The 23,060-nt window shown below is 41.8% G+C and carries 18 protein-coding genes and 1 pseudogene; 7 read left to right on the forward strand and 12 right to left on the reverse strand.

Translation table 11 applies throughout. The annotated features are described in order from the left end of the window. Positions 1–3: 3 nt before the first annotated feature. From MHN02_RS10680 to MHN02_RS10695, 4 genes are read left to right on the forward strand one after another with little or no spacing between them, the layout of a single operon-like run. Positions 4–816, forward strand: coding sequence for a CoA transferase subunit A (locus MHN02_RS10680; RefSeq protein ID WP_168476879.1), 813 nt, complete (start codon positions 4–6; stop codon positions 814–816). Between the two features lie 2 nt (positions 817–818). Beyond that, positions 819–1,637, forward strand: coding sequence for a CoA-transferase subunit beta (locus MHN02_RS10685; RefSeq protein ID WP_168476877.1), 819 nt, complete (start codon positions 819–821; stop codon positions 1,635–1,637). After that, positions 1,637–2,839, forward strand: a complete 1,203-nt coding sequence (gene pcaF, locus MHN02_RS10690) for a 3-oxoadipyl-CoA thiolase (protein ID WP_168476875.1) — start codon at positions 1,637–1,639, stop codon at positions 2,837–2,839. Before MHN02_RS10685 ends, pcaF begins: the two co-directional genes overlap by 1 nt. 9 nt (positions 2,840–2,848) lie before the next feature. Next, complete coding sequence (locus MHN02_RS10695) at positions 2,849–3,634, forward strand: alpha/beta fold hydrolase (RefSeq protein ID WP_168476873.1); 786 nt, start codon at positions 2,849–2,851, stop codon at positions 3,632–3,634. 228 nt (positions 3,635–3,862) lie between these two features. Here the strand turns inward: MHN02_RS10695 and MHN02_RS10700 are convergent, their stop codons facing one another. Further along, positions 3,863–4,132: a hypothetical protein gene (locus MHN02_RS10700; protein ID WP_239246007.1), complete on the reverse strand. Its 270-nt coding sequence runs from the start codon at positions 4,130–4,132 to the stop codon at positions 3,863–3,865. A gap of 71 nt (positions 4,133–4,203) precedes the next feature. After that, a pseudogene (locus MHN02_RS10705) lies at positions 4,204–4,950 on the reverse strand (cytochrome-c peroxidase). 219 nt (positions 4,951–5,169) lie between these two features. On the opposite strand from MHN02_RS10705, the gene MHN02_RS10710 reads away from it, so the two are divergent. Further along, on the forward strand, positions 5,170–6,063 hold the full coding sequence (locus MHN02_RS10710) for a DNA replication terminus site-binding protein (RefSeq protein WP_101566787.1): 894 nt from the start codon (positions 5,170–5,172) through the stop codon (positions 6,061–6,063). Positions 6,064–6,083: 20 nt separating this feature from the next. Here MHN02_RS10710 and MHN02_RS10715 read toward each other — a convergent pair whose 3' ends face one another. The 10 genes from MHN02_RS10715 to MHN02_RS10760 form a co-directional block, all read right to left on the reverse strand. Continuing rightward, a complete protein-coding gene (locus MHN02_RS10715) occupies positions 6,084–9,134 on the reverse strand; it encodes a hypothetical protein (protein WP_101566785.1) in 3,051 nt (1,016 codons plus the stop codon). An 11-nt stretch (positions 9,135–9,145) separates the two neighbouring features. Next, complete coding sequence (locus MHN02_RS10720; RefSeq protein WP_101566783.1) at positions 9,146–9,724, reverse strand: hypothetical protein; 579 nt, start codon at positions 9,722–9,724, stop codon at positions 9,146–9,148. Between the two features lie 36 nt (positions 9,725–9,760). Then, positions 9,761–10,147, reverse strand: coding sequence for a hypothetical protein (locus tag MHN02_RS10725; RefSeq protein WP_101566781.1), 387 nt, complete (start codon positions 10,145–10,147; stop codon positions 9,761–9,763). A gap of 19 nt (positions 10,148–10,166) precedes the next feature. After that, positions 10,167–10,706, reverse strand: a complete 540-nt coding sequence (locus MHN02_RS10730) for a hypothetical protein (RefSeq protein WP_101566779.1) — start codon at positions 10,704–10,706, stop codon at positions 10,167–10,169. 2 nt (positions 10,707–10,708) lie between these two features. Beyond that, on the reverse strand, positions 10,709–11,713 hold the full coding sequence (locus tag MHN02_RS10735) for a hypothetical protein (protein ID WP_015068614.1): 1,005 nt from the start codon (positions 11,711–11,713) through the stop codon (positions 10,709–10,711). Between the two features lie 114 nt (positions 11,714–11,827). Then, positions 11,828–17,671 (reverse strand): hypothetical protein, encoded by a 5,844-nt coding sequence (locus tag MHN02_RS10740; RefSeq protein WP_239246010.1) that lies wholly within the window; start codon positions 17,669–17,671, stop codon positions 11,828–11,830. Further along, on the reverse strand, positions 17,661–18,593 hold the full coding sequence (locus tag MHN02_RS10745) for a DotH/IcmK family type IV secretion protein (protein WP_015068612.1): 933 nt from the start codon (positions 18,591–18,593) through the stop codon (positions 17,661–17,663). Before MHN02_RS10745 ends, MHN02_RS10740 begins: the two co-directional genes overlap by 11 nt. 2 nt (positions 18,594–18,595) lie before the next feature. Next, positions 18,596–19,306, reverse strand: a complete 711-nt coding sequence (locus tag MHN02_RS10750; RefSeq protein WP_015068611.1) for a DotI/IcmL family type IV secretion protein — start codon at positions 19,304–19,306, stop codon at positions 18,596–18,598. Next, complete coding sequence (locus tag MHN02_RS10755) at positions 19,303–19,959, reverse strand: DotI/IcmL family type IV secretion protein (protein WP_015068610.1); 657 nt, start codon at positions 19,957–19,959, stop codon at positions 19,303–19,305. The genes MHN02_RS10750 and MHN02_RS10755 overlap by 4 nt, the downstream gene beginning before the upstream one ends. Continuing rightward, positions 19,956–20,351 carry a hypothetical protein gene (locus tag MHN02_RS10760; RefSeq protein ID WP_015068609.1) on the reverse strand — a complete coding sequence of 132 codons (396 nt, stop codon included), beginning with the start codon at positions 20,349–20,351 and terminating at the stop codon, positions 19,956–19,958. The genes MHN02_RS10755 and MHN02_RS10760 overlap by 4 nt, the downstream gene beginning before the upstream one ends. 142 nt (positions 20,352–20,493) lie before the next feature. Here MHN02_RS10760 and MHN02_RS10765 point away from each other — a divergent pair, with 142 nt between their 5' ends. Both MHN02_RS10765 and MHN02_RS10770 read left to right on the forward strand, forming a co-directional pair. Beyond that, complete coding sequence (locus MHN02_RS10765) at positions 20,494–21,513, forward strand: hypothetical protein (protein ID WP_175578051.1); 1,020 nt, start codon at positions 20,494–20,496, stop codon at positions 21,511–21,513. Positions 21,514–21,557: 44 nt separating this feature from the next. Further along, the gene (locus MHN02_RS10770; protein ID WP_239246012.1) at positions 21,558–23,060 is read left to right on the forward strand and encodes a hypothetical protein; all 1,503 of its coding nucleotides are present in this window, start codon (positions 21,558–21,560) and stop codon (positions 23,058–23,060) included.

Genomic DNA, 23,060 nt, shown 5'->3' on the forward strand with positions numbered 1-23,060 from the left:
ATTATGACACTATTCACAACACTTTCAAAAGCTATTGAAGATGGCGTTAAGGACGGCGACATCGTTGCATTAGAGGGATTTACTCACCTCATTCCTTTCGCCGCAGGGCATGAAATTATTCGCCAAGGACGCCGTAACCTCACATTGGTAAGAATGACCCCTGATCTTATTTACGATCAGCTAGTCGGTGCAGGATGTGTAAGAAAACTTGTATTTTCATGGGGAGGAAACCCAGGTGTAGGTTCTTTACACCGCGTACGTGATGCCATTGAACACGGCTACCCCGCCCCACTTGAAATTGAAGAGCACAGTCACGCAGCAATGGCGAATGCTTATGAAGCGGGCGCATCAGGCCTGCCCATGGCGGTATTCAGAGGTTATGTAGGTAGTGATCTGCAGCACGTAAACCCCAACATCAAAACCGTTACTTGCCCGTTTACCGGCGAAGCGCTGGCAGCGGTGCCATCAATTAAACCCGATGTTGGCATAGTCCATGCGCAAAAAGCAGACCGCGCAGGAAACGTACTCATTGAAGGTATTTTAGGGGTTCAAAAGGAAGTTGTGCTCTCTTCGCGCTACAGCATTGTCACCGTTGAAGAAATTGTGGACGACTTAGAAGCAGGTCCAAATAGTTGTGTGCTTCCCGCTTGGACTATCAACGCCATTGCCACCGTGCCGTTTGGCGCTAAGCCGTCTTATACACATGGTTACTACCCGCGCGACAACAGTTACTACAAGAGGTGGGACAGCATAAGCCGAGAGCGCGAGCCATTTTTAAAGTGGTTAGATGAAGAAGTATTTCAAGCAGGAGAATAATTATGACCGAACAATATACTTCAGATGAAATGATGACGATTACCGCGGCCCGTGCTTTGAATAACAATTCGACTTGTTTTGTGGGCATTGGCTTACCAAGTGCTGCAGCGAACTTAGCACGCCTTACTCATGCCCCTGACATAACACTTATTTACGAGTCAGGTACTATAGAAACCAAACCGCAGGTTCTACCCTTATCTATTGGTGATGGCGAACTTTGCGAGTCTGCACTCACCACCGTTTCAGTTCCCGAAATGTTTCGTTATTGGCTGCAAGGTGGTCATATTGATGTGGGTTTCCTTGGCACCGCACAAGTAGACCGATACGGCAACATTAACACAACAGTCATCGCTGCATCACACAAAGACAGTGGCCCCGATGGCGCTCACAGTTATGCCAATCCTAAAGTTCGTCTTCCTGGCGGTGGCGGTGCACCAGAAATTTCAACCAATGCCAAAGAAGTGATCATTACCGTAAGGCATTCAAAGCGTACTTTTGTTAAAGATGTCGACTTCATTACTACTTTGGGTTTTGGTCGAGACGGTCAAAGCCGCAAAGGCAAATCTACGCTGGGTAAAGGCCCAACTTTGGTGATTTCTGACCTTTGTATATTAAAGCCAGAAGAAGAAACCAACGAACTTATTGTAGTGAGTTTGCATCCAGGCGTTACAAAGCACCAGGTAATTGATGCCACTGGCTGGGACATTCGCTTTGCTGACACACTTCAAACCACTGACGAACCCACCAGCAGCGAAATAGAAGTATTAAGAGAACTAAAGCGCGTTACTGAAGCGGCGCACAGCCAAACGGAGACTGCGTAATGAACGTTTATTTATGTAACCCTAACCGCTCTGCCATTGGCCGGTATGCAGGTGGGCTAGCCAGCATTCGCCCTGATGATTTGCTCGCGCAAGTTATTCGTGCAGTACTAACACAGTGCCCTCAGTTACCAGCAGAAAGTATTGATGATGCGTTTTTCGGCTGTGCGAACCAAGCTGGTGAAGACAATCGCAACGTTGCTAGAATGGCCACTTTGCTTGCAGGCGTGCCATTTTCGGTACCAGCCACCACAATTAATCGTTTGTGTGGCTCTGGTATGGATGCCATTGGCCTTGCTTACCGTTCAATTGCAGCAGGTGAAGCAGACCTTATTCTTGCTGGCGGCGTTGAGTCTATGTCGCGAGCTCCATTTGTGATGGGCAAAGCACAAAGCAGATTTGACCGCTCACAAATACTTGAAGATACCACCATGGGTTGGCGCTTCATTAACCCTGCGTTAAAGCAGCAGTACGGCACTGAAACCATGCCTGAGACTGCAGAAAATGTAGCAGCGAAATTCTCGATTAGCCGAGAAGCACAAGACAACTTTGCGTATCAATCTCAGCAAAAAGCGGCTGCAGCCCAAGCGTCTGGCCGTTTTGCTAAAGAAATAATTCCTGTGACCTTTCAGCCTAGAAGAGGCGATGCCATCGTCATCGACAAAGACGAGCACATACGCCCTCAAACTACATTAGAGGCATTGGCAAAACTAAAAGCTCCGTTTCGTGAAAATGGCTCGGTTACCGCAGGTAATGCATCGGGCATTAACGATGGCGCATCTGCCATGCTTGTAGCAAGTGAAGCAGCCGTTGAACGCTATAACTTAACGCCTGTTGCTCAAATTAAAGGGATGGCTACCGCTGGCGTTGAACCCACTATCATGGGTATAGGCCCAGTACCTGCAATTAATAAATTGCTTGCAATACAAAAGTTGACCCTAGACGATATTGGCACAATTGAACTTAATGAAGCATTTGCAGCGCAAGCATTAGCCTGTATGCAGGAACTTGGACTTAGTGCAGATGATCCAAGAGTGAACCCCAATGGCGGCGCCATTGCACTTGGCCATCCACTCGGTATGTCGGGGGCACGCCTGCTGCATACCGCCGCATTACAATTTGAACAAACCTCGGCCAATTATGCACTATGCAGTATGTGTATTGGTGTTGGCCAAGGTATAGCGACACTGCTAAAACGCATTTAGGAACTCAACATGGCGACAATATCAGAGCAAGGTATTCACTACCAGTTCATTGAGACTAAGCACAAACCTGTTGTACTGCTAGCTCACCCGTTGGGTATGAATATGCGTGTTTGGGACTACTTGGTACCAGACTTAATGGTGAACTTCAGCATTTTGCGTTATGACCTACCTGGACACGGTGACAGTGTAGCGTTCCCCGCAAACACGAAAAACCTTGGTGAATCACAGTTAGTTGACGACTTATTAACCCTATGTAACTCGTTAGGTATCGATAAGTTTCATTTCGTGGGTACATCAATTGGCGGAATGTTGGGGCAACAGCTATTAATTTCCCATCCAGAACGCTTGTTAAGCACAGCGTTAACTAATACTGGCATGAAAATAGGTTCCACTGAAGCATGGCTGGAGCGCCAGAAAAATGTGACTCAGCAAGGGCTTGAAACCCTCGCAGCCAGCTTAGTTCCAAGATGGTTTAGCCCGGTTAGTACTAAACGTTTCCCCACGTTACTGTCTCAATGGGAAGGATCACTCGCGAACGTTGACGATCACTCTTACGGTTTATTGTGTGCGTGGTTAGGCGAAAGAGACACACATACACAGCTTAAACCTAATGGTGCACCTATTTTGCTTATTGCAGGTGAAGATGATGTCGCTACACCCACTTCATCATTACAAGCATTGGGAGAAACCCTAAGTGCACCTGTGACTGAATTAAAACAAACTGGACATGTACCTTCTGTTGAAGCTTGTCGCGAGTTTACTTCTTTGATAAAGGAGCACTTAGGAACGAATTAATAACATATTATTTACACCGAAAGTCACCCTAGTAATAGTCAACATAAGAGCGTGTCTTCTAAAAAAGATAAGTGAAGGTTCAAGTTGAAAACATGTTACTTGGCTAATAGTCACTGTAGGTCGATGCAGTGCCTATATCCCTCGCATGTTGAACTTTCTACTTACTTTAAAAGCGAATGACTAACAAAATAACATGGCTTAAAAACATTTAGCTAAGATAACAAGCTATTAAAGTGTTTTTAGAAAAGCCGCGAGCGCTTCTCGTTCCGACTCAGTTAAGTTGAGTTTAACTAACAGTGGCGTTGTTTCTGGGAACAGAGGGTCATCTACTTGGTGGGCTTTAGGCTTAGGTCGCGGCCCGCCGAAATTGTACTGATTAATTAAGCCTGTGAAGTCCCCGTCTCCGCCCAATTCATTATGAAAAAACGGCGCCGTCTTACTAATACCCCACAAGCTAGGGGTACGGAATGCGCCAGAATCTTCAGGATCACCGCTCACATTGTAACGTCCAATATCATGGTATTTTCGTCCGTAGTAATGGAATCCAGTAATGTGAAACTTGTTATCACTCAGCAGGGGCCATTATGACAGGTCATGCACCTAGCTTTGGTTCGAAAAAGGTGCAACCCACGCAATTCATCATCACTGAGCAACGACGTTGCTTCAACGGGGTTCTGATATGCTTTATTGATGAATTGTTCAAATTTACCTTCTGGTGGTCGTAAAGTTCTTTCAAAAGCTACTATGGCGCTAGCCAAATTTGACAAGGAAATTGGCGACTCCTCATCGTAGGCCGCTTTAAACAGCTTCTGATAGTCTGGATCGGCACTAATACGTTCCAGCACTTGAGGCAGCGACGCATCCATCTCTTTGTGATCAACAATTGGCATGAGCTCCTGCTGCTCAGCAGTTTCTGCTTGACCATCCCAAAAGAAAGATTGCCATAAATCTATACCGAAAATAGCTGGTGTATTACGCTTTCAAGCTTGACCGTCTATTCCCACAGCTATCCTTCGTTTATCAGTAAACGCCAATCGTGCTTCGTAACAGGATGCACAGCTCACCGTGCTATCACGAGAGAGCCGTGTATCGTTAAACAGCCGTTCCCCTAGCGCTACTTTTGTGGGCTTTGGAGTCGGTTTGGCTGCTGGTAAAGGTGCAAGCTCCGGAGCATCTCGACCATCAGACGTCACAACGGCAGGCCATTTATCAGGATGCTGAGCATAGATCTTTCGCAAATCCGTATCAGTTGCCGCACTTATACTCACGGAAGTACATAACAGCAGCGTCACTTTTAAAATATGTCGAATTGCCATAGCTCGGCTATCAATCCTTCATCCAAGCCACGTCGGCAATGGGTAGCTCATCGATGAAATCTTGAGTACATCCATGTTCCTAATTTACCTATTATTTAATACTACAATTCAGCCATCCTTATAACACACTGCCACTACCCCATAAACCGGAATAGATTTGAGCTGGTGGGTAAATAGGCTTAAAATTGCTGTATAAGTAAACAGCACTATGGTTAATAAATGTTTCTACAATTCCACATGAGTAATATTGAAGCGTTTCTGAAAGAGCTAGAAGAACTGCTCCTCAATAGCGCCTGCCCGGCTTCAACATATTACTACGCCATTGAGCCTGTACTTAAAGAACAAGAAGAGGAGCTTATTGAGCACGGCTACTCAAGCATTAATGTTGATATGTTTACTGGCCAAGAAGCGATTTTGAAAATTATTGATGCTTACAAGGACATGTACGTATTCGATGAAACGCCACAAAAGTCACGCCGGTTCGTACAAAAACACCCTGGCTTCGTAGTAGCAACCAAAAACAAACGAGAGATTATCGCTTGCATTGAAAAGATCAATAATGAGAAGAAGGCATTTAGAGCGGCAGTAGTAAAAAGCAGTGATGATGCTTACGAAAAGTGGCAGAACGTGCACGATCGGTTCAATTATTTAATCACAACGTCAGCTTATCGCACCATCTATGCATTTAAAGAGGATGTTCACCGCGTAAATTTCAATTGGGTTTCACGCCCACTTCATAAAGCTTATACGCTCGAAGAATTGAAACAAAAAATAGATAAAGGGGTTCATACCGTTCCCTTGTCTTATTCTCGTCAGAGTTGGCTAGAGAAGCTTGAACACGACAAGTCGTTACTAGATGCACATCAAAGCGCTGAATTTGCGGTTAAACGCCGGATAAAGCTGCGGCCTGAATCATCCATTCGATTAGAGGATGCAGAAAAAGCAAAGGGATATGCTGCGAGTTTGCCTTATGTTCTTTTCTCCCCCCCCAAATACCATACCCACCTTAGCAGTTTTATTGCGCCGGCAGAGGTAAAAAACAAAAGCAGAATTGGAAGCGATTGGATTTTGATTAATGAAAGGATGAACCTGTATAAAAGAAATACCGCCTAATGGCGGTATTTCTAGTTTAATTAAGCCACTGACTTATCGATCTGGGAATAGAAATAGTTGTTGTAATACTTAATGTTGTCTTCGACTATCGAGTCTAGGATACCTGACGCCTTTTCATCATCAGCGCCCAACTGCTTTCTTCTTGTTTCTATTTCTTCTTCAAACGAGCCTTGCGGATATCGGTGGACCAATAACTTTCTCGTTTCCCAAAGCCCTATTTGTTTCGCTAATCTTTCTACTATGTATGTGTCAGTTCTTGTAGAGTTTACAGTCCATAGAAAAATTGGCCCTTTCGTACTCATCAACAATTGCTCTAACCAACCATCTTTGGTGTCGAAAAGACCAATCATTGTTGAACCACCTTTGCCAGGTTTGCGAATTGAGTTTCTCAACAAATTCGCCATTGAATCATTGAGGCCAAACTCGTTAACCAAAGAGTCGATATTTTTCTTACCACCCGCACCAAGTATTATAATTGTAGTAGCCAGCTCTTTGATTTCCTCAGGGAACGCGTTACCTAATTGACTTGCTAGCACAACATCAACCCCCCACTTCCGTCCCTCAAGCACCATTGTCACAAGCTGCTCAAGAAATTGAGTTACTTTCCTACCACGATGAACTTCGTCGCCAACGAATCGTTTAACAGTTCTCTGAAGTCTGGCAATTTCCTGTTCGTGGAAAGAATAGTAATCGTGTTCGAAGATCCCCACTGGACCTTCCATTTCCTTCAGTTGGTCGGGCCCTTTATAAATATCATTGGTCAAGATGTGGTAAGCCAGCGTATACATGAGCGCTGTTCTTTTTTCCGCTTCCGGGCCTTTACCTTTTGTAACATCATCTAGGTCTAAAGACACTATTCTTGAATGAGCTATGTCGAAAACAGTTACGCCACTTAAAATCGGAAACATTGACATGGCAGCTCGAAGTTTCCTAGAAACATATTTAACGATTGGTTCGAACGTAGGCGTTTTAGACTCGGCGAAATCGTCAACTATCCTACCGTCCGAACATAATGCTATTAGGTCAGAAAAAGTTGGCACAGCATAACGTTGGGCTAGAGAAGCTAGTCGATATTCCTTGTTGATAGCTAAGAAGTCTACAACATCCCACCACCTTGGGATTTTTGTCGGCGGGTTGAAATCTAGCTCAGCAAGCTTCGCATCTACTTGCTCAATGTAGCCTGAATGGTAATCTTTTGAGGACTTCCTTTCAGAGCAAACCCTATACGCTAACTTTAGTAAAGCCTGAATAACGTCAAGTGTACCTTCAGGGGGAGCAGTATTGTCATCAGGAAGGCAAAGCGTACTTACTATGTTGATCAAAGTGGACATGTGCCCTGAAAGGGGATTCCTTAGACCTAACTGCGTATCCATGGGGTTAACACAAAAGTCTTTCGTGTTTTGAATTCTATAATATTGAGCTAGATACTGCTTAGATTCGGGCAGACACGATCTGACCAAGTCTACGAGCCCTTTAGAGCCTGGGCCGATGTCAATTTGTCTAATGTATGGAAGCTCTTGTGCGTCAGGGTGCAAAACTAGCGACCAATTATCAGATGCAAGCTCAACGGTCTTACCGAAGCCCATTGGGCCAACAACTAACTTTGTCCAATGTGACTGTTTCTGAGAATAGGGTTGGCAGGGGATAATTTTCCCTCTTACTGTCCGGTAAACCCTAGAACCTGTCTCCCAAACTGACGCTGGCTGCGTAATTGGAAGAAGTCTGGCAGTGCTGTGTAAATCAAACGGTAAAGGCTTCGCAGAGTTACCACTAGTTAAGCCTGGAATACTAGATAGAGTAGATTCGACTACGTCTCCTTCTACAGAAGCAACTTGTGTGTTTCCCCAAGACTGGCAAATACGTGCTATTAACTCTCGTCTTTTTTTAGCAAGCTGGATGTCATCGTTATAAGCCCATGTGCAAATATTAATTTTTAGGCTTACTATTTCGTGCCCACCATCCCTTAAGTCTCGCAGTGCTTTTGATACTGACAGTACATCTTTATTGTCGCTGCCTCCCGTTACGCGCAGGAAGGTAGCCAAAGTGTCTTGAAAACTAATTAACCCCATACCACCATTTGTAATATCGTAGTGAATTCTAAATGGGATATTTGCCTTCTGCAGCTCTTTGTACAACGCATTAAATGGCTTTGGGTTTTGTGGGGTAAATGCTACAGACAGTGGAGCATATATGGTGTCACCTATCCTCGCAGTAGAGCTGTCGACTGGACTAAGTTCTCGTGTCATTAGCTGATCAGCAAGTCTTGGATAACCCAAATGAGAATAGTCACCCTTTCTCTTTTCGGGTATTTGGAGGCTATGTTTATCACCAGATAATACAGCCTTCCAATCGGGAGCTGTCCATGCACTATCGTAAGCCAACCGTATATCGTAAGTTAATTCATGGATATCCATGGTTCTGCAAAAAATATTAGAGTTGCTAAACATCTCGCGTAATGAGTTCAATAAGCTGACATGTTTGTCAACATAAAAGGACACACCCTTCGAAAGTGACTGAGCACCCGTCATAAATGGCATACCCTTAGCTTGTTTTTCCTTTAGGCGTTGCAATTCCTTTCGTTCAGTCGGGGTTAAATTCCTAACATAGGTATAAACAACTAGATAATTGCGCTCACTGTGACAATACTTTGCAAGTGCCTCTACTTCTTCATCAATTACACTTGTGTCGATAAAGCCAATTTTATTAGCTGTCGCTCTTGCTGCGTCACCGAAGACCCGGTTGAGCTCATCTTTTGTTTTGTCGCTATCTGAAGAAAAATAATGAATAAACCTATGCGTCCCCTCTTGCAGGTGGGCTTTATAGTCTTCCTCAATAGTTTCAATCAAGTCGTCGTATTCTTCTTGTGAAACAGTGCTGCGATTTCCATCAATACGAATACCCGAAACAAGGGTTCCATCATTTTGCACTAAACAAAAATTACCGTGCACTGTATCAAGGCTTACAAAATCTTTTGGGCTTTGTTTTAACAGCTTAGAAGAGACAATTTGTGCTAAGGATTCAAAGTTTGACAAAAATCGCTCAGCTAACGTTTGTGGATGGTTATATATCATTTATTTACACCCTAAGTCAGTGAGGGAGGTGGTGTGAAGTAGTCTGGGTTAATCTGATGCCAGTATTTAAAAATATGCCGGTATTCAGCTTTTGATGGAAAGTATTTTAGGTGCTTAAAAATGGAAGAAGCCTCTTCCATTTTATTAGCCCTAATGCTTGTTAAAGCAGTTACTGTTTGTATTACAGAACCGGTATCAGTTAAAAAGAGATAGTCTTTTTTTGTAGCCTGCATGTGTTGAAATTGGCTAATTAAATTTTGTGCAGCTTTAGCATATGGAAGTGATGAAATTAAACTAGTACAGGTAATACGAGCAACATTGCTTACATGGGATTGCTCGAGATTGGTAACATGCAGAATTAATCCATGATTATTGCTTCCACTAACCTGTCTCCCTAATTTCTTCGAAGTAGCACATATTGAACATAATACAAAATGCTCGTCTTTTGAGTTAACAAATACTTCCATGTAGCCGGAGGGAACTTCTTGTGTGGGGGCTGATTGAAACCCACAGCAGCTACATTCAAAATTACTTTCATTTAAAGCAGACCATTCTCGCCTAGTAACCTGATAGTTCAGGTCACTAGGCATGTTATTGCGCTCTTTGAGATTGCTTATCATTGGTTACTAGTCTGAGGAACCGCTACCCGAACCAGCCCCGCCTTGAATTAAGGTGCGAGTTTGTTCGTACTCATTTGCGTCACCAAAGACCTGATTTGTGACCATCAAGATAACTACCATAATTGAAGCTAATGCGGCGCCACCACCAATTTTCCCCCAGTGAGTGCCGTTGCTTTCCCCGCCACCGCCATTTCTACCTTGCATAAGCCCCATAATGCCACTAGCAACAAATAACACACCAACGATAGCGAGGAAGGTTAGTAACATGTTGAGTACACTATTTCCACCACCTGCTAGGTTGTCAGCACCTGTGCCAATGCTCTGCGCGACCGCACTAGTTGAAATTAATCCACTAACAGCAAGTGCTAGAATTGTTTTAAGGTTTCTTTTCATCTTTATTCCTGTAGTTTCATTAAAAAGAAAAATACTCTGTGCCTAAAGCACCCTGACCCACACTGTTTGAAATCATGTCCACGCCGAGGTCAAATGCGTAACACAAGATTGCTAATCCGTATAAAGCTAAAGCTTCAAATTGCCAATTCTCCCGTTTAGTGTCGGCTCCTATCGCACCAACATATGTGGCTCTTGCCATAAGTAAAAAACCAATAAAAGTGATATAAAACCTAACTGCATATAAGACGACTGTAGTATCGTCACCCGATTGTGGCGTGTAACTCATCAGCACAATGGGGTTTGTCTGGGTACGAAAAATTGTATATGTACCCATTTCGAGTAAAGCACCCAGCGAGAACATCAACGGCCCGAAGAATACTTTGAAATAGCTTCCCGCTTTTGGTTGTTGATGCGCTTTATTGCTACTCGAAATCGCTTGAATTCCACTGTTAGTTAAAAGAACACCTGTAATCGCGGATATAACAATCAACGCTCTGTATAAGCCTGGTATCTGCTCAGCAATTGAGTGAAATACATTAATAAAATTTGAATAATCCACTACTAAGACCTAATAACACATGTGCCTGCTGTAATAGTTCGGTCAACTGCATTCATTGAGGAAACCTTTCCACAGTTTGGAACGTTGGTTCCTATAGTCACTCTTAGTTTTTGGTTTGAAGATTTGTTTTTAAGGAAAGCTATTGAACGTTCAAAGCTAGCTAGCTTAATTTCCCACTGAACAACCCGCTTTACGGGGCTACCTTTAACAATACGCGATTGAACAAGTTCTTTAGATTGAGAGGACGATTGCTCGCTTACGATTCTATTCGGCTCCATGTTTGACTCTTTCCAATCTTCCAGAGCTTCTGTTCTGTTGGCCAACCAACCAAAGTTCTTGGTATTTCGTTCGGTCTGCGAAGTTAACTTTTGAACTGCTGAATTTGCTGACTGTACTTGTGACAACAAGTTACCAAAATCCCTATCAGTTGTTGCAAACGTAAGCATGTCAGACTCTAGCGAGTCTAATTTACTGAGCGTAGCATTAAGATTTTGATGAATTCCTTCCATTCTGCTGATCAACTCCCGCTGATTAGTTCTTAGCTCAGAAATTTGTTCTTGATATGAAGCATTGCGACCGAGGTTACTCTGTATTTCTGCAACTTTTTCTTGTGAAGCTTCAAATTGCGTACTCAATTCACTTATTTTTTGTTGCCACATTTCATCTTGGATATCCCCATCACTCAATGAGGGCAAAGTTATTGCGTCAAGTTGCTGAACAAATTTATTCGGCCCAACATAGGTGACTGTTGCAGTCAGTAGAGTCATCAACCCGACAAGTGAAATGGTGTATTTATTTGTTAACCAGCGAGGAGGTTTAGGATGCGCTTTTTTCTTTGCTCGACTTTTATTCGTAGAGTTTTCATTACTACTCTCTGATTTCGGTGTTTCGCTGTCAGTTTCCTCAGGTTGATTTTTGATAGGAACAACTGAAGAAGTTGACGGCGCTCCTTTTGTGAATAAATCGTCTTCGTCACTTGCAAAATCAGGTTGTAAATCGTGGTTCATGTTCAGCCCCCAAACTTTAATTGAGGACAAGTTAACTATCAGGCGCTTGTGTAACAATCACAAATGTAAGATAAGTCGGGAAAGATAAAAAGGGGGCGTATTGCCCCCTTTTCTTTAAGGTTTTTTATTCAATTTCGAAGCAGGGATATGTTCGAAGAACTTCACCAAGATCTCAGTATTAGTTGGTATTCTTACTGTAGTTGGACGATTAACTCTTTGAGCTAAAGTTGGGATGAGTACTTCACCTGCAGCACCTACTCCCTGTAGTAACACATCCGTTGTACTCAAGCCTGATATGATAGTCGTCGACTCGGTTGAGCCAGCAACGATATCTGTTTGTTCAGTTCTGTCTTGGCTATTTTCAACACCTTCGCCAATTCCTTTGGCAAAGGAAGCGAGAAAAACTCCTCCAAAGCGATACCAAAAATGGGTATCTACTTCGACACCTAATCCAGCAGAAGCAGTCACTGGATCTAGACCTATCGCATTTGACGTAAAGCAAGGAATATCCACAGGGCAAAATCTCTTAAAAGCTAGAACGGCATTGTCGTAACGCAGTTCGACCTGGGCATAAGCTTTAGCGAGGTGAAGTGGATTATCAGGATCGGCCATATGTAGTTCCACTTCAAGCTCATCATTAAAGTCGGTATCCATCATGTGCTGAACAATAGCATATGCGGTATCGCCAGAGTTGATTGCAATATTGCCACCATCAGCATTGGCAGAGTCCTTGTTGACGTCTGCGTGAACTTCCTCTTTCTCAACCTTACCGTTGGTAGAATCGATAGAGTGATAATTACTAAGGCTCACATACTGGGGTTCAATAGAATCCATATAGCTTGCTGTAGTTTTCTCCATGGCATTTAACTTATTTATAAGTCTCGCAGCCAATCTTGATTTTGCGCTTGAATCAACCCTACTTGTTGGAATTTTGCCTGAGTCGTCGACAGCTTCGTTAGTTAATTCAGCCGATTTTGGTTCAGGTACATTTTCATCAAAGGTTCGCGTTGAAGAAGCTTCTTCTTTTTTTCCTTTAAGATTTTCTATTTTTTGAGGGACAACATTCAGAATATCGCCCGCCTCACCTTTAGGTTCAATTTTTGGCGCAAGTTCAGTGCTTAAGTCTGCCAATGATACCGGTTTATCATTAATGAGAATTTCGTCACCATTTTCACCTGTAACCTGCCCTAAACTATTGACAGATAAACGCTGCCCTCTAAATCGAACACTGCGCCCAAGTTCATCTACTATTTTGTTGTTTTCATCAAGGTAAAGCAGCTCACCATCGCGCTTGATTGGCATTCCATTTTTGTCTACTACGAGCCCAGTAGACGTCTTATACAAATCAGTACCTGCAATTGGGATTAGATCCTTAGCATTCTTTATTGTCTTACCGTCTTCTCCAACAACTGAACCGTCAGAATCAACCACAACAACCCCTTTGGCAGGCTTCTTATCAGATGTTACCAATGCCCCAGACTCCGTCATAAATAGACTATTCCCCAATGCATCTCTAATCGGAAGTCCTTCAGTGTCGACTAGTTTTCCAGTTTTAGGGTCAATACCAATTGCTTTTCCATTAACCTTAAAAGGACGTCCATGTTGATCGACAATTTTCCCATCTCTAGTAACGAAAAAGTCAGTGCTACCAATTCGCTTCATTTCAGTAGTAACTGGCTTGCCATCAGCAAGAAGCAAAACTCCATCACCATCTGCCAATAAAGTGCCGGATAACTTTTCTCCTTTTTCATCAACTAAAGCACCTGAATCAGACATATATACCAAGTTACCTCTGCTATCCTTAACTGGATTACCCTCTTCATCAATGAGCATTCCATCTTTCCCTACACGGACTTTTTTGCCGTTATAGGTCATTGGACGACCTTTCTGGTCAAGCAGGTAACCGTCTGCAGTGCTATTAAAACGACCTATTGAAGTGCCCTCTCCTGAAGAAAGAGCTTTAAACCCTCCATTGGGTACCGTTGAAATTCTACCTTTTTTAAAAGGGCTCGAGATTTTTCTACCAGCACTATCAACCAATTCCATTTGCTCATTTAAATAGACCTCGTTGCCAGAATCATCGATGATAGGAACTCCATCCTCATCTACTAATAATCCATCAGCTCTTTTGAAGACTTTTTTTCCATTGTGTAGCAAAGGGGAACCGTTGAGAGTAACCACTTCTTGTGGCAATGGCGGGTGGTCTAGAGAACTGTTTGCAATAGAATTGCCATTCATATCAGTTAAGACATTATTAGCCAATTTTCTACCGTTGATATCTGTTAATGCGCCAGTTTTAGATTGATAAACAACCTTTCCGTTAGCATCAGTAACTAACTTTCCTGAACGAGTTCTCAGTGTTCCATCCGGTTGACGATAAACTTTTTCACCATTGAAAAGCATTGGTTTTCCATTTGCAGTGACAAGCTGCCCATGCACCTGCTCAGATTTGAATCCGGCATTGGGTAAATCATTTCCAGCGGCGTCCTTGAATATCTTCTTCTCAATCTTATTCCCTAAGTAATCCACCGCATCCCCAGATTCGTTCAATCTAACAGGTCTTCCATTATGTAAAATTTCGTTCCCATCCTGGTCTACAAGGGTGCCGTCTTTCTTTTTATAGACACGTTTGCCATTAAAAAGAATCGGAGATCCATTCTTAGTGACCAATTCATTATCTAATGCCTTGAACTCATTTGGCTTGAGACTAATACCGTTTTTATCAGTGAGATGTACATTTCTTATTGGTTTACCAGCTTTATTAACAAGGTTACCGTTGTTATCTACATAAACTCTTTCGCCAGACGCCGACTTAACCACCAGCCCATTTTCATCTATTAACGAACCGTCGGGTTGCTTGAATACCTTTTTGCCGTTGAAATAAATTTGTTTCCCATCTGATGTAAAAGGAGTCTTTAATAAAGGAGGTTCATCAATAGTTTTATTTTCGACAATATTCCCAGCCGCATCAGTGAATAGAGGTTCGGAAATTTGCTTTCCATCTTCGTCCACTAGTTCGCCACTTGAGTTAATTCGCAGACTTTTTCCGTCTTCTGTTCTAACTTCATTGCCATCTTCATCTACAAGTAATCCATTACTTTTTCGAAATACTCTTTTACCTTTGTAGAAGAGCGGTTCACCATTAGCGGTAACGCTCATTCGAGGCGGATCTATATCATCAGGACTTATTGTTTCACCTGCTCTATTCTTGAATAGGCGTTCTTTAATTTCATTACCAGAAGAATCAACAAAGGCACCTGATTCGTCCATAAAAACGATGTTGCCATCACTGTCTTTAACCAAATTACCATGCTCATCCACAAGACTGCCATCGCTTTGTTTAAAGACCTTCTTCCCTTTGAATAACAGAGGCTGGCCGTCACTAGTAAGCATTACTCCTTGTGGAACTACTTTATCTAAAGAAGTGTTTGATACTGCTCTCCCATCTTTATCGGTGAATAGGTTTTCGCTAATTGGTTTTCCTTTTGCATCGACAATGCTGCCATCCATATTGGCGAACACCGGCTTACCGTCTTTAGTAGTGACAATATTTCCGTCTTCATCGACTAAAGAACCGTCTTTTTTGCGGAAAACCTTTTTTCCTTTGTAGAAAATATCTTTGCCTTTAGATGTTAGACTTGAAGAACGTTGAATAGGCTGTTCAATTATTTCGTTAGAAGAAACTGTGCGTCCTTGCCTATCAGTAAATGGTAAATCGACCCTGCTGCCAGTAGCATCAGCAAAGCCTCCATCTTCATTCATAAAAACTGCTCGACCTTCACTGTCTAGAACAGGTCCACCATCTTCATAAACCAAAGAACCGTCTGGCTTTTTAAGCACTTTTTTTCCATTCACATAGACGCTTTCCCCTTTCTTAGTAACGAGTTCTATCGCATCAGAATTTGGGGAAGATTTAGAGCTTACATCTGTGATTGGCACACCAAAGGCGTTAACCACCTCTCCATCCTTCGAGATAACCAGAGCTGAACCTGAATCATCTCTGACAATATTCCCGTCTTCATCAACGACTCTATTCCCTTTTCTATAAAGTTTTTTTCCTTTGAAGGTTAAAGGTAAACCATCCTCACTTAGCAAGGGCTCAAGCGTTCCAAAGCTACCTTGTTCAACATTATTTCCATTCTTTAAGCTGAAGCCTTCCATTGAAGCGATCTGACCATCTTCAGTTACAATGAAGCCTGCATCATTTAATCTTAATAGCCCCCCAGTTTGAGTAAGAATTGGGTTTCCATCACTATCAAATAACTGTCCGTCTTTATTCTTCCTGACAGCCTTACCATTGAATAACAGTAGTTCTCCATCAGCATTGACTACAGGAACAAGTGCATCATCTTTACTTTGAAGTTTACCCGATGCTGAAACAACAACATTATCAGCCGTTAGAATATCGACACCTACTACAGCTAGTTCGCCACTTTGATTCACGAATTGACCATCATCATTCAAATATAATTGATTATTTTTTTGGTCAGTTACCGCTTGGTTATCATAAGTTCTCAACCCGATTAAACCGGAAGGAAGGTATTTATTGAAATCGATGAAGATGTCTTTCGCCCGGAAAAGGAGGGGCTTACCTTGGTTAGTTGCCAGCAAGCCATCGCTAGTTAAAAATATATCTGATGACCCTTTTTGAGTAAGCTTCCCTTGTCTTGTAATAAGATGGCCGTTTCTGTCGTATGCTACCCCTTCGCTATTTTTAAGAATTCCTGACTGTATTCCGCCAGAGCCAATAGGAACTGAAAGTAGACCATCGTCTCCTACCAAGACTTCAGCACCTTTATGATTTTTGACAGAAATGTGGCCAGTTAATAACCTGTCCCCAATTCCTCTAGACACACCATCGCCATAGTGAAGAATGACGTTGTTAAATCTATCTCTCAGTATCTGGCGTTCATCTATTAATAAATCAGAATCCCCCAACCTTTTTAGATTTGCCAAAGGCTCAGCTAGTTTTCCATAGTTATCAATCAGTATCCCCGTATAAGAGAAAAGAATACCCGGCTTGTCGAAAACCTCATTTGACCCATTTACAAGATGCCCTCTAGCATTCTGGTAGATGACACTCGACTCCCACCTTGAAGCAATCTCACGAATATCTACTAGCTCACGCTCACGGTTTCTGAAAACAAAATTACCTGCATGTCGAATAGGTTTTCCATCTAGCGTAACTAATTGAGAGTCTGAGGTTTGATACACATCTGAATTGCCTATTTGAGTCATATTATCAGCACGAAATGCATATAATCCGTTGGACATTAGTACGACACCATTTGCAGACTGCAATTGACCCATAAGGGAAACTTGCTTTGCTTCAGAGTCAATGATTTCTCCATTCACCCCCAAATACAGAGCAGTGCCGCTTTTATCACTGAATGACACTTCGTTATCCATTAATAAGGCGCCATCTTCGCCTAAACGAATTGATTGACCTGCTAGAAGATGTTTTTGCTTGTCTTCACCAACAAGATACCTATCTGCAGAGATATAAATATCACTATTCCCAACACGGCTCACATAATCGCGGTTGTTTTCAAACTCAACACCAGCTCTCGCTAACCTTGCATGAAATTCTTCATCAGACATGGTGCAACCACATGTAGCGATTTCCTCGCTGACTTCTATGGACTGATTTTTTTTATTGCCGTCAATTATGAACGGGATATGCACACCATTTCTCTGTTTTGTAGCATTTTCATAATTAGCCTTATTCTGCTTCTCTATGGAGTCGGCATAGGCTTCATCATAGTCGGCTAACGCATCAGCTTTTTGTTCTCCACCAGCAATCTGAACCATCGTGTTCGGTGATTTTTTTTCGTCAGCTGTAATAAAGGAAACAATCAAAGTTCCCAGTATTACTACGCACACAATCATCACAGAAATGACAAGAAATGGACGGTTAGAAGGTGCCATAATTGCGGTTGTGTACTTATTAATATTCATACTTCGAGTTGTCCTTCTGAAAATACACAGAAATAGGTGTTCCGTTATCATTGGTAAACAAAATTGATGGTAGATAGGCGATTTCATAGGCCGCGAAGCCCCCTGGCCCATGTCGTACTGAGATAGGATCAATACCGTGAACTGTCAGGTCAGTTAGAAGAAACAGGACTTCACCCTTTTTCCATGCATTGACCCGTGAATTACTAGTTTTTAGCTTTTCAAAATCATCACTAAGGGAATGGCCGCCTTGCAGGATTTCCTGCATAAATGGCTCGTTGCTCATCATGGCATTGTGGCTTTCTAAAGGAGTCTCAGAAGATAGAGGGCCTAATTTAGGTAGTTGCATGGTAAGAGAGGCATGATACTCATTCTTATCCGCTACCAATTCAAAGGTTATTAACTCGTCTAACCCTTTGAGCCCTACTGTTAAATTGGTTGAACCGACTCTGTAGTTACCTGTGATCTTTATCTTGTTATTATTTGATGTTTGAAGTTTTTCAGCCGTAAACTCTTCTGAACTTCCAATAGAGTCATAGACAATTTCCCAAGGCTTCCCGCTTGCATCAATAATTGATAGATGTGAATCCCAACCTGGGGTGGTATGGATTACGTATGGTTTAGCACCCGGTGATAAATCAATGCTATCAATTGTCCGTATTGGTATAGCAGGCTTCTTTCTTTTTAACGCTTCAGACTCCTGCTTTTTCATTTCAGCAAATTTTCTTAACTGCTCAGGCGTCATATTGAATTTCCGTTGAAGGAAAATTTCAAACGCTAAGTTCTCCAATTCTTCTTCTGATAAATCAGTCTCTACAGCCTCATCTGTATAGGGAATTAAATCATCAGGAAGTTGCTGCTTTTCTTGTGCTTCAACTGTGAAGCTCGTGATAGTTAGTAAAAGTGCTACATGCAAACTCTTCATTGTTAGCCCCTAACTGATTTTAAGAAGTAAGAATCTACGGCGAGGCCTCGAATGTTCTTATCACGACTTACAGAATGGATAATCAAATCAATTTGGTATTCGCGACCGTTCGTTGAGTAATTTCCGCCCCCCATAAACCAGTCGAAGGTCATTTGGATATGCCAAATATAGTTATCTTCATCAAAGTCGACTATTCGCGGAGCAGAAGTCGGTTCAGACCAAGAGGTGAGTTTTCTTGATGTAATTTGGTCAATGAGCTTTGAGTTCATCATCTGCAATTGATAGTTATCAAAAGCTCTTTGGTTGGTGAACTCATCTTCAAGGGAAGTGATATATTCTATATAGTCAGTAAACGAAATTTTATGAAATTCCTTTACCTTGTCTGAAGCGAATTTTAGAACATCTTTCTCAGTTATACTTGGGAGCGATGTCTGTTGTAATTCAACTACACTGTTCTCAGGAGAAAGTAAAAAGGCAAGGCTAATAGGATCTTTGTTAGCAGCTTTGTTTAAGCCAAATGAGAGCACCATTAGACATGCCAGAGCTAGGCCGATACCGGCGACACATACTTTCACTATTCTACGGAGGAACATGTTCCTATCCAAAATTATCTGTGATGGATACATTCCAGAATCTTTATAAGCCACCCTTAAATCAGTTGACTTCCCAAAGATTGCTTCTAATTCCTCGTTGTAATCTCTCTCTTCACTCATCTTTTTCTTATTCCCAAATCGCTAATAACTAAACCGTTTATATTTTCTGTCCTAACAACTTGGCGTAATCGCATATGAAGCATTAATGACTTTGTTTCTGGGTCGCCGGAAGGGCCGTACATTGTTTGGATAATCGGAATATTGAATATGAAAGTCCGGTATCCTTTATCTAGCAAAACGCCTTGCAATCGAGGCTTCCTAACTGTTGTAGCAGTTACGATAAGCTTCTGATTTTTAATTTTATTGATAGAGTTGCTTTCGATTAATGGCTCCATGTATAGAGGTGCAAAGTAACCCTGGAAGAAATATGAATTTCGACTTTGTATCTGCTTATCGATTTTTAGGAAGTGGAATGAAAGTAAATCTTCTGCATAGTCCTCTGCTATGTCACCCGCATACGTATAATTGATGCTTGGGTTGACCAATGGCTCCACATATTCAACGTTGTTATCGCGGTCGATTAGTGCCGGTTTTTCAATGTGGGTTTGGTTAGAAAAATAGCTTAGAAACAAGCTTATCGGTCCGATACAAAGCACTATGAACAAAAATGCCTTAAACAGAATCGTTATCTTTTTTTCTAATTTTTTATTTTGTTTCTCAGCAAATATTAATAAAGAATCATCAATATAGACTTGCTTTACGTCATGGCTCATTTTTTATGCTTCTCTTGGTGAGCCATGAATATTTGTCCAACCCCAATAAGGTATTTGACAGATGCAGCAATACATACAGCACGTTGTTCTGGTGCTATATCCTCTAGAGAACCTTCGAAGTCAATCCTCGCTTTTTCACGGGGTTCTGCCTCCCCTACCGGAGCTTGATAATCTATGAACCCTTTGCCAACAGGAACTTTATCTATCTGAATTTTATTGAGATTAACGTTTAACTGGTTCAGGTATACCTGCATTGAAATAATGATTTGCTGCAGAAGGTTTAACCTTTGGCTGTAAGGGAAAGACAGAAACTCTTCGTCCCATACACAGTCAACTGCGACATTTCCTTTAGAAGCAACATTAATTTCAAGTTTGAGATTTAACCTATTCATACACACCTCGTTTATAAACTGAAGTGATCATCCGAAAGTCACCTTAACTTCACAATATGAAACCCGATTTATCAGACATTTGATGTATGTGTGGGATGAGAGGATTTATAGAATTAACTCCAATAGAATTTTGGAGTAATTCATGAGAGTCCTAATCGCTATAATATTGTTGAGTTCGAGCTTCGCCAGTCGCGCTCAAACAAAAGACTTTGAAAACTATTTAAAGCAGGTGGAGAGAAATGCTAAAGGCCTAGCGACAATGTACTTTGGAGTTGGCACACACGTTACGGGGTTCGAGCAAGTACCAGGTGGTGCATTTCATTTTCTCGCACACAAAGAAACAGGTGAGCAATACTCCCTTTATCTACTACCAGATATGGAAACGATCATCCAAGGAAACGCGCTATCTAAACACATTACCAGTATAGATGACGCTCACAAGATACCTGCCTTAGAAGCAATTGCCATTGCGAACAAAAAAAAACAAGAATTAGCAGATGAAACAAAAAAGCATTTTGACAAGCTAAAAAAAGGTACCGCGTCTGCGCTTTTAGACGGCAACTTTGAAGACCAAACTCGCATCGATAAAGATAGAGTCTATAAACCATCTTCTTCGAGTGAATTTGCTAATAGCACAAAGGACGATGGATTTAGCGATTACAAATCATTATCCGGTGTGACATTTGGGGAAGGTAATAAAAATGTTTATGTATTCGTAGACCTTAACTGTCCTGCATGCCAGCATGAATTCAATTTTATATTGAAATCGGCTAAGTCTCATCAAACTAAAGTTACTTTCATTCCAGTGGCTTTTGTAAAACCTAAAGACTCTGTAGATAAGGCAGTCGCGCTGTTATCTGTAATCGAGAACAGTGAGAGACAAGCTCTTTTACACCGTCTAATTCAAAATCAGCCATTCTCTGCACTCGTTAACGACTCTAATACCTCCACCAGAGAAGGTGCGCTAGCCCTTAAAGCAAACATGGCCGCCTTTTTTGACCAGCCCAGTCCTGTAACCCCCTACATCGTGGCGTTAACGGAACGGGGATATCAACGTATAGGTACAACAAATCGAGACACCATAGAGAAGCTCTTTGTGCATTCCATTCCTTCTGCATCATCTATGAAGCAATCAGAAGCTAGAGACATACAACAGAGATAAACGCGCATGTAATGTTATTACATGATGTTGCAAGGAATAGAGATATGCCAAACCTCGTATTGTTAGACAAAAAAGAAACGATTAAATCTATCCAAGATGATGCTGAATCTACCTACAGTAAATTTGAACCTCTATTACAGAGAATGCCTCAAGTAGCTTCAGGAGCAGTCGAAATCAGACAAGCACAAAAATGGCTGGATGCTGCTTCCAAGACTTTAAAACAAAGTCAGGTACTTAGGCTAATTAAAGAATCATCAGGCCTAACAGCTCATGATATTAGGGCTCTATGGGCTTTTGATAAAGGCGAATACTATCCTACTTATGAAGCAAAAGAAGTCTATCTTCTGAAGAATTTAGAAGCTATTAGGGCTCCATCTGCCAGTGTTCATGAAGAGGGCTATTTAAAGGCTGTTTTAAGACAGGTAACCAAATCAAAATATGGCTTCAATGACGCTACAAATATAAAAAGCTCTGAACAGGCAAGGGAATTCGCTGGAAAGCTACCATGGGCTCTGAATATCGACTCATATTTAGGGGAGTCAAATGGTTCACAATTTGCCTACGATATCAAAACTGACTATGTAAATAAGCTAAGCACTAAAGACATACTTAACCAGTCGGACATCATTAGGCATCACTTTATTCAGTTGGCTGCATCCAATAATTTGCATGATCTATCGTCCAGTTATCAGTTCAATATATCCGTAAGCCCCCATACTGCCAAAACTATTTCTTCCATGGCTGGCCTCGATGCCGAAGGATTTTCTTTAGCAATACAAATTGCTAAGAAAGCCGAAAGCTCAAGTGACGATGTAGTTATTAAAAAAGATAGCATTCAAACCAAGCCGGAAATATTCCAGCAAATAATTAAAACTGGTGATACACACTGGAATAACATGCTCAATGGGATAAAGCCCTCATTCCAAAAAACTCAAGATGTCGATTTAACGACGAAGCAAAAATCAGACTACGAAGAAGTTGCTAAAAAGTATGCAATAGCACGAATGATGGAAGCGAAAGCAAAAGAAGCATTTGCAGAAGCTAGGGAACTATTACCGCAAACAGTACAAGGCGTTCCAGCAGGTTTCACCTCTCCATACCCTGCAGTATTAGTAGGCTCTAGAAAAGAGTTTGATCTTGATTCAGCTGTTTTAGCACTCTCGAATTCCGATATCCCAGAGCATTTCTACAAATCAGTCAAATATGACATCCCTGCACTAATAAAAGAAGCTCAAATCCGCGGTGTGGATACCGGTAAATACTGTTCTTTAGGTGCACCAGACAAATCAAAAGTAGTTGACTCCCTAGAAATGATTGGAATCGATAAATCCACATTTGAGTCTAGTTCTCATCATGTTCATCTCTCTGGTCAAACTCGGGGCCAAGTTCACGAACACCTCAATGAATTAAGAGACGTTGTAGAGAAGCAATACACAACAATTGAACAAGAGCTTTTAGGGAATGGCTCTCTGGATATGAATTCACACAATTTAAATTTAAACGGAGATAGCGAGCAATCACATGATTTTGCTCCACAGGTAGGTTGA

Source organism: Alteromonas sp. CNT1-28 (assembly GCF_022348345.1).
In the GTDB taxonomy this organism is placed as follows: Bacteria; Pseudomonadota; Gammaproteobacteria; order Enterobacterales; family Alteromonadaceae; genus Alteromonas; species Alteromonas macleodii.